The organism is Falsiroseomonas oryzae, assembly GCF_027856955.1.
GTDB lineage: Bacteria > Pseudomonadota > Alphaproteobacteria > Acetobacterales > Acetobacteraceae > Falsiroseomonas > Falsiroseomonas oryzae.
The window spans coordinates 1-8,660 of sequence record NZ_JAPSMD010000225.1 but is presented as its reverse complement, the minus strand read 5'-3'; the positions used below and the strand labels follow the sequence as shown (position 1 = coordinate 8,660).

Below are 8,660 nucleotides of genomic sequence, written 5' to 3'. Positions count from 1 at the left end.
CGGCGCAGCGCGACTGGGCAGGTGCCGCCGAGGCGATGCGCGCGCACCTGACCGCTGTGGTGCCGCCCGCGCCTGCCCCGCTGGAGGAACCGGCGCGTCGCCTGGTGGCCCGTGCCGCCGCGCTGCTGGCGCTGGCCGGCGACGAAGCCGGCCTGGCTGCCCTGCGGCAGGCGGAGTCGGCCAGGATGGAAGGGGGCGCCTTCGACGACGCCTTCGCCCTGATGACGGCCGGCCGCATCGGCGGCATCGGCGACCTGCCGCGCCTGCGCCGCGAGCTTGAACTCGCCCGCGCGCTGCCGGCGCGGCTGGAGGGCTTGCGGGCAGGGACGGGGGCGGCAAGGTAAGTCTCCGGTTTCCCCCGGGGGGCAGCCGGTGAAGCCCCGCGTGCCCCGCGGGGGGCGGCCGCGTTTTTTTCGGCCCAAGGGTCCCGATTCCGCTTGCACCCCCGGCCCCCTTGCCCCATATGCGCCGGCCGTTGACCCCACGAGGTGCCGCCTATCGCGGCCACCAAGGTCATCTGCTGGCTGGAAGGGGTCCACATCATGGAAGCTCTCGTCCAACCGGGGATGGTCTCGGACATGCCGAGCGACACCCGGATCGACAACGACCTGCCTGAGGTCGAGCGCGACTACTTTATCAACCGCGGCGGCCTGCGCTACGCCGGCGTCCACCTGATCGTGGACCTTTGGGGGGCGACGAAGCTCGACGATCCCGACCACATCGACGCCGTGCTGCGCGAAGGCGCGCTGACGGCCGGCGCGACCATCCTGCACGGGCACTTCCACCACTTCTCGCCGAATGGCGGGGTCTCGGGCGTGCTGGTGCTGGCGGAGAGCCACATCTCCATCCACACGTGGCCGGAGCGGGACTACGCCGCCATCGACATCTTCATGTGCGGCGAATGCGACCCGGCCAAGGCGATCCCCGCGCTCAAGAAGGGTTTCCAGCCCGAGCGCGTGCAACTGGCCGAGCACAAGCGCGGCCTGATCGGCTGACGCTCCGCGCCGAACCGTGTAGAGGGGCCGGGCCGCGAGGTCCGGCCCCTTTTCTGTGACGAACGGGTGACACCATGCCGACCGATTCCTGGGTGAACGAGACGCTCTACGCCGAATGGGGCCAGCGCTTCCTGGTGAAGCGGGAACTCGCCCGCGTGAAGTCCGATTTCCAGGACATCATGGTCTTCGAGAGCCACACGCATGGCCGCGTCATGCTGCTGGACGGCGTGGTGCAGATCACCGAGATGGACGAGTTCGTCTACCAGGAAATGATCACCCATGTGCCGCTGTTGGCGCATGGCGCGGCGAAGCGCGTGCTGATCATCGGTGCCGGCGACGGCGGCGTGCTGAAGCGCGTGCTGCAGCACCGCACGGTGGAGAAGGCCGTGATGGTGGAGATTGACGGCGAAGTGATGCGCCTGGCCAAGGAGTTCATGCCCGGCATCGCCGGCGATGCCTGGACCGACCCGCGCGCCGAGGTGATCACCGGCGACGGCATCGACTACGTCCGGCAGGCGGAGGCCGGCAGCTTCGACGCCGTCATCGTGGACAGCACGGACCCGATCGGCGTGGGCGAGGTGCTGTTCACCGACGAGTTCTACGCCAACTCCGCCCGCATCCTCTCCGACCGCGGGCTGATCGTGAACCAGTGTGGCGTGCCGGCCATGCAGGCGGAGGAGCTGCGCGAGACCTCGCTGCGCCGGGCCAGGTCCTTCCCCGACGTCTGGGCCTATGTCGCCGCCGTGCCGACCTATGTCGGGGGCTTCATGACGCTGGGCTGGGCGGCGAAGGCCGAGGCGCTGCGCCATGTCGGCGTGGAGGAGATCCGGCGGCGGGCCGACGTCGCGGGGGTGCTGGACACCACGGGCTACTGGACGCCGGAGATCCATGTCGGGGCCTTCAACCTGCCGCCCTACATCGCGCGCCACCTGCCGCGGCGCTGATCAGGCGCGCGGCGGCGGGGGCGGCGGCGGGGTGCGCTCGCCCGGCTGCAGCCGCCGCAGCCGCTGGTCGTCGAAGCGTTCCGCGAAGACGTCGAGCAGCGACGAGGCCAGCGCGTTGCGCGCCGTCTCGAAGGCGGTGCGGGCGGCGGCGTCGTTCGGGTCCAGCAGGACGCGGGTCTCCGCATCCCGGATCGTCCGCACCTCCTCGTTCAGCCGCCTGGCCGAATCGCGCGGCAGGGCGCGGCCGGCGACATAGGCGCCCTGGCTGATGGTGATGAGGTAGTTCAGCTCGTCGGGGATGGCGAAGTTCTGCAGGTCCGCCGTGCCGAACGCCACCAGCGCGACTGCGGCGAACAGGCTGAACACCAGCGCCTGCACGCGGCTGGCATCGATCTCGCCGTCGCTGGCGATCAGGTCGGACCAGGCGGGGATGCGGGGCGAGGTGTCCAGCACGCCGGTGCCCAGCAGCCAGATGCGGTTTGCCGTCTCCACCGATGAGCCTTCCGTCGCCCGCGCCAGGGCGGAGCCGGTCAGCGTGATGCCGAGCAGGGCGAGGACGGAGGTGGAGAGCGTCGGCAGCTCTCCCGTGCGCATCAGGACGAAGGCGTAGACGCCGGTCAGCGCCAGGGTGAACAGCAGGATCTGGAAGCGCGACAGGCTGGCAAAGCCGAAGCTGTCCTGCGCGATGGTGGTCGGGCGCAGCGCATAGGCCAGGGCGGACGGCGCGGCCGGGCCGAGCCGCTGGCGCAACTCCGTCAGCTGGGCCCGCTGCACCTGCATCGCCGCCAGCGCCAGCGCCAGGTAGAGCGCCAGCACCACCAGCACCGCCGATGCCGCGGAGAGACGCAGCGTGGAGGCGAAGAGCGGCTCGCGCGCATAGAGCTCGATCGCGCGCTGCACCTCCGCCGTCGAGCCGGGATCGCGCGGCGGCGAGACGCAGACCAGCAGCACGACCTCCCAGCGGGACGGCCACCAGCCCTGCTCCAGCGCGGGGAAGCGCGCGACCACGGTGGTGCGCTCCGCATCCGGGGCAGGCGGCAGCACCACGCCCTTGGTGATGTCGCGCGCCGCGAGGCTGCCGCCGGCACGGTCGGCCGGATAGGCGACCACCTCGAACCAGGTGCCGAAGCGCCAGACGTCGGGGGCGATCGCCGGGGGGCGGGCGACGCTGAATTCCAGCGTCGGCACCGCGGTGGCGCGCTGCCGCACCGGCCCGTCCAGGCGCAGCGAGCCGGCGCTGCGGTTGAGGAACTCGGCCAGCGTCTCGAAGGTGGTGAAGCCGGAGCCCGTGCCGCGCGCCGTGCCCGGCGGGTTGCATTCGACGAGCTGCGAGCCCCGCACCTGGCCCTGGGCGGTTGCCGGCCCGGGCAGGAGGAGCGCGAACAGCAGCAGCAGCAGAGGCAGGCGCATTGGGCTACCGGAAGCTCACCGTGCCACGATGCGGCGCGGCGCGGCGCGCTGTCCAGCGATTCAGCCGGCAGCGAAGCCCTGCACCAGGCTGCCGGCCACCAGCCGCCAGCCATCCACGAGCACGAAGAAGGCCAGTTTGAAGGGCAGCGCCACCACGGTGGGCGGCAGCATCATCATGCCGAGCGACATCAGCACGCTGGCCGCGACCAGGTCGATGACGAGGAAAGGCAGGAACAGCAGGAAGCCGATCTCGAAGGCGCGGCGCAGCTCCCCCACCAGGAAGGCCGGCATCAGCGCGCGCCAGGGCGCCTGCTCGGCCGGCGCCTGCGGCAGGTTCGCCAGGTCGAGGAACAGCGCCAGGTCCGCGTCGCGCACCTGGGCCGCCATGAAGCGGCGGAACGGCTCAGCGGCGGCGGCCAGTCCTTCCATCTCGCTCAGCGTGCCCTCCGACATCGGGCGGATGCCCTGTTCCCAGCTGGCCAGCAGCGCAGGCTCCATGACGAACAGCGTCAGGAACAGCGCCAGCGCGACCAGCACCGGGTTGGGCGGGATGGCCGGCGCGCCGATGGCGCTGCGTAGTAGCGCGAGCACGATGACGATGCGGGCGAAGGCGGTGACCATCACCAGCAGCGCCGGTGCGAGGGAGAGCAGCCCGATCAGCGCGGTCAGCTGCACCAGCCGCGCCGTCGCCCCGGCACCCTGTCCGCCGAGGTCGAGGTTCAGGCTCTGGCCGAAGGCGACGCCCGGCGCGAGGAACAGCGCGACAAGCAGGGCGGCCTTCATGCCTGCGGCTCCCGCACGGGCAGCCATCCCACCACGGCGTCTTGCGCACCGCCGGTCAGCAGCAGCAGGTCGCGCCCGTCGCAGCGCACCAGCACCAGCCGCCGGCGCGCATCCAGCGCCACCGCCTCGGTCACGGCGAGGCGTCGCCCCGCCTGTCGCGCCAGTCCGGTGGCGCGCAGGCCGCGCAGCACCAGCACCAGTGCGCCGAGCACGCCGGCCAGCGCCGCCAGGGCCGTCAGCAGGCCGGTGAGGCCGATCTCGTGCATGCGGTCTCCATCCTGGGACGCGCGAGGGGTTGGCGGGTCAGTCCTGGGCGAGGCGCGCCGCCAGCCCGTCCACCTGGCGGCGCAGCGCTTCGAGCGCGGGGCGCAGGTCGCGCGCGGCGGTGGCATCCAGCGCCATCACCGCGGCGCAGAGCGACACCGTCTCCCGGTCGAGCCCGGCGAGGTCCACCCGCCGTCCGCCTTCGACCAGCGCGCGCGCCATGGCGATGGTGCCGTCCATCGCCTCGATCGCGGCGCGGACGGCCTGGGTCTGGTGGGCGAGGGCGGACATCGCGCGGGTCTAGGCCGCCAAGGATGAAGGAAGCGTTGCGCATCGGCCCCGCTGCCGGGTCACGCTTCCTTCACCCTTTCCGATGCAGCCTGCCGGCATGGACGCGATCGCAGGCATGGCTGGGCGGGTCTCCGGGCGGGCAGCGGGCCGCGCGCCGGGCGACCCGCTGGCGCTGGCGGAGCACCGGCTGCACTGGCTGGACCGGCGTCAATCCGTGCTGGCGCAGAACGTCGCCAATGCCGACACGCCGGGCTTCCTGCCGCGCGACCTGACGCCCTTCCAGCGCGAGCTGGCGGGCGCGGTTCGGCTGTCGCTGGCGCGCACGCAGCCCGGCCACGGCGCCGGCAGCACGCTGGCCGCGCTGAACGCACGCACCGAGCGCGGCGCCGCGGAGGTGACACCGGACGGCAACGCCGTCTCTCTGGACCGCGAGGCGCTCCGCATCGCGGAGACCGATACGGCGCATGCGCTGGCCATGGCGGTGCATCGCAGCTTCACGGGCATGTTCCGCATCACGCTCGGCCGCTGAGACGTGGTGCGGGACGGGGGAAAGGACCGCCGATGGACCTCGACAGGGCGCTGCGCATCTCGGCCGCCGGCATGGCGGCGCAGACCACGCGGCTTCGCGTTGTGGCCGAGAACCTGGCCAACCGCGACAGCACCGGGGAGGCGCCGGGCGCCGACCCCTATCGCCGCCGCACCGTGAGCTTCGCCAACCGCGTGGACCGCGCGCTGGGCGTCGAGACCGTCGGCGTCTCCCGCATCGGCACCGCGCCCGGCGACTTCCCGACGCGCTACGAGCCCGGACATCCGGCCGCCGATGCGCGCGGCTACGTCAAGACGCCGAACGTGGACGGCCTGGTCGAGGTGATGGACATGCGGGAGGCGCAGCGCAGCTACAGCGCCAACCTCTCCGTGCTGGAGACCACGCGGGCCATGCTGACCCGCGCGATCGAGGCGCTGCGGTGACCGGCATCGGCGGCATCGGCGCCGCCGCGGCGGCGGCCTACCGCGCCGCCGCCGGCGCGCCGGAGGCAGCGTCGGAAGGTGGCTTCGGCGGGTTGGTGCAGCGCGCGTTGCAGCAGGGCGTGGAAATCGGCCGCAGCGCGGAAGCGGCCTCCACCGCCGCCATGCTCGGCCAGGGCGGCGTGACGGAGGCGGTGTTGGCGATCTCCCGAGCGGAACTCGCCTTGCAGACCGCTGTCGCGGTGCGCGACCGGGTGGTCAGCGCGTATCAGGAGGTCATGCGCATGCCGATCTGAGGCCCTCGCCAGCTTTCCGTCCCCTCGCGCGGGGGAGGGTCATGGCGGGGGCATGACGTCCCCGCCTTCCGCATCGGCCGGAGAGGATCTCCGTGGGAACCGAAGAGGCGCTGGCGCAGGCGCTGCGCGAGACGCTGTGGGTATCGTTACAGGTGATGGGCCCGCCGCTGCTGGCGGTGCTGGCCGTCGGCCTCGTCGTCTCGCTGCTCCAGGCGCTGACCCAGGTGCAGGAAGCGACGCTCGCCTTCCTGCCCAAGCTGATCATCTGCGGCGCGCTGATGCTGCTGCTGGGTCCTTTCACCCTCAACGTCATGCGCGGCTGGACCGAGACGCTGTTCGACCGCGCCGTCATGCTGGGCGGCGTGCGGTGACGGATGCGGACTGGGCACTGGTCGCCGCGCTGCCGGACCTCGCCTTCCAGGCGGTGCTGGTCTTCGCGCGGCTCGGTGCCGCGGTGATGCTGCTGCCCGGCCTGGGCGAGCAGGAGGTGCCGCCGACCATCCGCCTCTCGCTGGGCCTGGCGCTGTTGGCGCTGCTGCTGCCGGTGCTGGCGCCGGGCCTGCCCGCCGCCCCGCCGGAGGGCGCCGAGGCGCTGCGCCTGATCGCGCAGGAGGTGGTGGTGGGCCTCTGGCTCGGCGGGCTGGCGCGCGTCCTGGCGCTCGCCCTGGCCATGGCGGGCCAGCTGATCGCGACGCTGATCGGGCTGCAGGGCCTGCTGATGACGGATCCCGCGCTGGGCGCGCAGGGCACGGCGCTGGGCCGCGCCTTCGGCCTTGCGACCGCCGTGCTGGTGCTGGCCAGCGGCCTCTACGCCGTCGCGCTGCGCGCCCTGGTCGAGAGCTATGCGCTGCTGCCCGCCGGCGCGCCGCTGCCCGCCGGCATGGCGGCCGATTCGATGGCGTTGGCGGGCGCCGCCTCGCTCGGCCTGGCGCTGCGGCTGGCCGCACCCTTCGTGGTGGGGGCGGTGGTGCTGAACCTGGCGCTCGGGCTGCTCGCGCGGCTGGCGCCGCAGGTGCAGACCTTCTTCGTCGCAGTGCCCGGCCAGATCCTGGCCGGTATCGCGTTGCTGATGCTGCTCGCGCCGCCGCTGCTGCTGGCCTATGGCGCCGCGTTGCAGGACGCCTTCCAGGCCCTGCCCGCCGCCCGCTGAGCCATGGCCGAGCAGGAGGACGCGCCCGATCCCGCCGACCGCTCGGAAGCCGCGACGCCGCGGCGGATCGAGCGCGCGCGGGAGCAGGGCCAGGTCGCCCTCTCGCGCGAGGCGGCGGGCTTCGGGGCCCTGCTGCTCGCCAGCCTGGCAGCGCTGCTGGCATTGCCGCCGCTCGGCCTCGACCTGCTGAAGGCGATGCGCGCTCTGCTGGAACGCGGGCACGAGATCGCGATGGTGGAAGGCGCGGTCGCGCTGGGCTGGCTGGCGCTGCTGCTGGTGCTGCCGGTGGCTGCGGCGGCGGCGACCGGCGCCATCGCGGCGACCCTGCTGCAGACGCGCGGCCTGGTCTCCGCCACGCCGCTGCGGCCCCGGCTCGACAAGATCAATCCCTGGGCCGGGCTGAAGCGCCTGTTCGGCATGGAGGGGTTGGCCGAGTTCGTGCGCAGCCTGCTGAAGCTGGCGCTCGTCGGCGCCGCGCTGTGGTACGCCATGGGCGACCCGGCCGAACTGCAGGGCGTTCTGCATGCCCCGGCCGGGACGATGCTGCAGGCCGCCTTCGCCGCCGCGCTGCGGCTGATCGGTGCGGCGCTGGCGGCCTTCGCGGCGATCGCGCTGCTCGACCTGCTCTGGGTGCGCTTCCAGCACCTGCGTATGCTGCGGATGACGCGCCAGGAACTGCGCGAGGAGCTGAAGGAGAACGAGGGCGACCCGATGCTCCGCGCGCGTCGGCGGCAGATCCGCGAAAGCCGGGCGCGGGTGCGGATGATGGCGGAGGTGCCGCGCGCCGCCGTGGTGATCACGAACCCGACCCACTACGCCGTGGCGCTGGCCTACGCCGGCGGCGACGCGGCGCCGCGCGTGGTCGCGAAGGGCGTGGACGAGGTTGCGGCGCGAATCCGCGCCGCGGCGGAGGCGGCGGGCGTGCCGATGGTCTCCAACCCGCCGCTCGCCCGCGCCCTGCACCGGCTGGAACTGGGGGCCGAGATCCCGGCCGAGCACTACCAGCTTGTCGCCGAGATCATCGCCTTCGTCTGGCGCCGTGCGGGGCGCGGCGCCGCGAGGGGTGCATGAGCACGCCTGCAACATCGCGCATACTTGACTTGCCTCACACAGTCGTGCAGGGGCCGGGACAGGGACGCGCGCGCAACGGAAGGATGCCCTGATGGCGGAGCCGCGCTGGGGCGGGCTGGAGGCCCTGCTGCGCAGCCGCACCACACGCGGCCAGCTTGATCCTGCGCTCTGCGCGCTGCTGGAAGCCGCGTCGCCCGGCCTCGCCCTGCTCGACACCAGCGACCGCGTGGTGGCCTGGAATCCTGAACTGGCGCGGCTCTGCGGGCCGACGCTGCCGCTGCGTGCCGGCATGCCGATGAACGTGCTCGTCTCGCCGGAGATGCGCTCCGTCATGATGTCGGCGCTGGATGCCGGGCGGAAGATCGAGGTCGCGCTGGCCAGTGCCGGCACGCCGCGCGTGCAGGTGGAGCGCCGGCGCCTGCGCGACAGCGGCGCGCTGCTGCGCGTGGCGCCCGTCGCCGCGGCCGAGCAGTCGGCGCAGAACGCCTCC

Annotated in this window: 14 protein-coding genes; 10 read left to right on the top strand and 4 right to left on the bottom strand. The window is 73.2% G+C overall.

Annotation, left to right across the window (positions count from 1 at the left end; translation table 11 throughout):
• The 3 genes from OZN99_RS19300 to speE all read left to right on the top strand — a co-directional run.
• On the top strand, positions 1-344 hold a 344-nt coding region (locus tag OZN99_RS19300; protein WP_270936895.1), incomplete at its 5' end, for a hypothetical protein.
• A gap of 198 nt (positions 345-542) precedes the next feature.
• Complete coding sequence (speD, locus tag OZN99_RS19295; protein ID WP_270936894.1) at positions 543-995, top strand: adenosylmethionine decarboxylase; 453 nt, start codon at positions 543-545, stop codon at positions 993-995.
• A 74-nt stretch (positions 996-1,069) separates the two neighbouring features.
• Complete coding sequence (speE, locus tag OZN99_RS19290; RefSeq protein WP_270936893.1) at positions 1,070-1,939, top strand: polyamine aminopropyltransferase; 870 nt, start codon at positions 1,070-1,072, stop codon at positions 1,937-1,939.
• Here the strand turns inward: speE and OZN99_RS19285 are convergent, their stop codons facing one another.
• Genes OZN99_RS19285 through OZN99_RS19270 form a run of 4 tightly spaced genes read right to left on the bottom strand, consistent with a single transcriptional unit; the run spans position 1,940 to position 4,687 of the window.
• Positions 1,940-3,349 (bottom strand): hypothetical protein, encoded by a 1,410-nt coding sequence (locus OZN99_RS19285; protein ID WP_270936892.1) that lies wholly within the window; start codon positions 3,347-3,349, stop codon positions 1,940-1,942. It lies immediately after the preceding gene.
• 60 nt (positions 3,350-3,409) lie between these two features.
• Entirely contained in the window at positions 3,410-4,132 is a 723-nt protein-coding gene (gene fliP, locus OZN99_RS19280; protein ID WP_270936891.1) for a flagellar type III secretion system pore protein FliP, read from the bottom strand.
• Positions 4,129-4,398 (bottom strand): flagellar biosynthetic protein FliO, encoded by a 270-nt coding sequence (locus OZN99_RS19275; protein WP_270936890.1) that lies wholly within the window; start codon positions 4,396-4,398, stop codon positions 4,129-4,131. Before OZN99_RS19275 ends, fliP begins: the two co-directional genes overlap by 4 nt.
• A 37-nt stretch (positions 4,399-4,435) precedes the next feature.
• On the bottom strand, positions 4,436-4,687 hold the full coding sequence (locus OZN99_RS19270) for a hypothetical protein (RefSeq protein ID WP_270936889.1): 252 nt from the start codon (positions 4,685-4,687) through the stop codon (positions 4,436-4,438).
• A 97-nt stretch (positions 4,688-4,784) separates the two neighbouring features.
• Between OZN99_RS19270 and OZN99_RS19265 the strand changes: the two genes are divergently transcribed.
• From OZN99_RS19265 to OZN99_RS19235, 7 genes are all read left to right on the top strand, one after another.
• The gene (locus tag OZN99_RS19265; protein ID WP_270936888.1) at positions 4,785-5,216 is read left to right on the top strand and encodes a flagellar basal body rod protein FlgB; all 432 of its coding nucleotides are present in this window, start codon (positions 4,785-4,787) and stop codon (positions 5,214-5,216) included.
• A gap of 32 nt (positions 5,217-5,248) precedes the next feature.
• Positions 5,249-5,656 carry a flagellar basal body rod protein FlgC gene (gene flgC / locus OZN99_RS19260; RefSeq protein ID WP_270936887.1) on the top strand — a complete coding sequence of 136 codons (408 nt, stop codon included), beginning with the start codon at positions 5,249-5,251 and terminating at the stop codon, positions 5,654-5,656.
• Positions 5,653-5,949, top strand: coding sequence for a flagellar hook-basal body complex protein FliE (locus OZN99_RS19255; RefSeq protein WP_270936886.1), 297 nt, complete (start codon positions 5,653-5,655; stop codon positions 5,947-5,949). Before flgC ends, OZN99_RS19255 begins: the two co-directional genes overlap by 4 nt.
• Positions 5,950-6,041: 92 nt before the next feature.
• Positions 6,042-6,320: a flagellar biosynthetic protein FliQ gene (locus OZN99_RS19250; RefSeq protein ID WP_270936885.1), complete on the top strand. Its 279-nt coding sequence runs from the start codon at positions 6,042-6,044 to the stop codon at positions 6,318-6,320.
• Entirely contained in the window at positions 6,317-7,099 is a 783-nt protein-coding gene (locus tag OZN99_RS19245) for a flagellar biosynthetic protein FliR (protein WP_270936884.1), read from the top strand. Before OZN99_RS19250 ends, OZN99_RS19245 begins: the two co-directional genes overlap by 4 nt.
• Before the next feature lie 3 nt (positions 7,100-7,102).
• Positions 7,103-8,170: an EscU/YscU/HrcU family type III secretion system export apparatus switch protein gene (locus tag OZN99_RS19240; protein ID WP_270936883.1), complete on the top strand. Its 1,068-nt coding sequence runs from the start codon at positions 7,103-7,105 to the stop codon at positions 8,168-8,170.
• Between the two features lie 91 nt (positions 8,171-8,261).
• On the top strand, positions 8,262-8,660 hold a 399-nt coding region (locus OZN99_RS19235), incomplete at its 3' end, for a transcriptional regulator (protein ID WP_270936882.1).

Coding starts and splice junctions, on each gene's coding strand:
- speD (WP_270936894.1), top strand. CDS start 543: ATGGAAGCTCTCGTCCAACCGGGGATGGTCTCGGACATGCCGAGCGAC.
- speE (WP_270936893.1), top strand. CDS start 1,070: ATGCCGACCGATTCCTGGGTGAACGAGACGCTCTACGCCGAATGGGGC.
- OZN99_RS19285 (WP_270936892.1), bottom strand. CDS start 3,349: ATGCGCCTGCCTCTGCTGCTGCTGCTGTTCGCGCTCCTCCTGCCCGGG.
- fliP (WP_270936891.1), bottom strand. CDS start 4,132: ATGAAGGCCGCCCTGCTTGTCGCGCTGTTCCTCGCGCCGGGCGTCGCC.
- OZN99_RS19275 (WP_270936890.1), bottom strand. CDS start 4,398: ATGCACGAGATCGGCCTCACCGGCCTGCTGACGGCCCTGGCGGCGCTG.
- OZN99_RS19270 (WP_270936889.1), bottom strand. CDS start 4,687: ATGTCCGCCCTCGCCCACCAGACCCAGGCCGTCCGCGCCGCGATCGAG.
- OZN99_RS19265 (WP_270936888.1), top strand. CDS start 4,785: ATGGACGCGATCGCAGGCATGGCTGGGCGGGTCTCCGGGCGGGCAGCG.
- flgC (WP_270936887.1), top strand. CDS start 5,249: ATGGACCTCGACAGGGCGCTGCGCATCTCGGCCGCCGGCATGGCGGCG.
- OZN99_RS19240 (WP_270936883.1), top strand. CDS start 7,103: ATGGCCGAGCAGGAGGACGCGCCCGATCCCGCCGACCGCTCGGAAGCC.